Annotated in this window: 1 protein-coding gene; it reads left to right on the top strand. The window is 73.0% G+C overall.

All coding sequences use genetic code 11. The features are described from left to right. Nucleotides 1-298 precede the first annotated feature (298 nt). Nucleotides 299-736 (top strand): DUF6234 family protein, encoded by a 438-nt coding sequence (locus tag EF918_RS36270; protein ID WP_185922108.1) that lies wholly within the window; start codon nucleotides 299-301, stop codon nucleotides 734-736. Nucleotides 737-785 lie beyond the last annotated feature (49 nt).

Genomic DNA, 785 nt, shown 5'->3' on the forward strand with positions numbered 1-785 from the left:
CCCCCTCACCCACTCCTGGCGCCGCCCGACCCCCTCGACCCCCGTCCCGAGCGAGCCCCCGGCGGGCGACCTGGACCTGGCGGCCGAACGCTGACACCGAAGACGAGGCCGAGGCGTCCCCCCGGCTGACAGCGAAACGGCCGGCTCCCCGAGGGGGAGCCGGCCGTTCGGCTCGCCGACGGCGACGACGGCCACTACCGCCGCGAGGTGACGGCCGGTCTCCGGGCAAGTGGGCGTCGGCTGAGCATGAGTACGTGTACTCATGCACCGGCGGTGCGTGGTTCGGCAGCGTGGCGTCATGGTCAACGCATCGTCCGAACCGCCCGCACCGGCGCGGCCTCCTTGGCGGCCCTGGTCACGGCGGAAGTCCACGGGGGCGGACGTCTTTTTCGGCGTCCTCCTCCTTCTCGTCGAGGTCGCCGTGGCCCTGTTGCACGGATTCGGCACCGGCATGGAGGTCTGGGCTGCACAGGGGCAGGTCGAGCGCATCGAGGCGGCAGAGCTCGCGGAGCTCGCCTGGCTGTCGTCCTACCTGGTCGTCGTCCTCGGTCTGGCCGGGGCCGCGGCGCTGTTCCGCGCACGCTGGTCGGTGGTGCTCCAACTGCTCGCCGCACTTGCCGTGGCCGCGGTACTGGCGCTTGCACAGCACGACTGGGACCGCGCTCACCCGGAACCGCCACCGCGGTCGGGTCCTGCGTACGTGCCCTGCCACAGCGGCAGTGGCAGGTGCGCCTGATCCGGCGCCCCTGAACCGTAGGCGCAGTGGACCCCGACCCGTACGCCCC

The organism is Streptomyces sp. WAC06614 (genome assembly GCF_003949795.1).
Taxonomy (GTDB): Bacteria; Actinomycetota; Actinomycetes; order Streptomycetales; family Streptomycetaceae; genus Streptomyces.

What these genes read in the sequence shown, in the direction of transcription:
- EF918_RS36270 (WP_185922108.1), top strand. Translation starts at nt 299, where the DNA reads ATGGTCAACGCATCGTCCGAACCGCCCGCACCGGCGCGGCCTCCTTGG.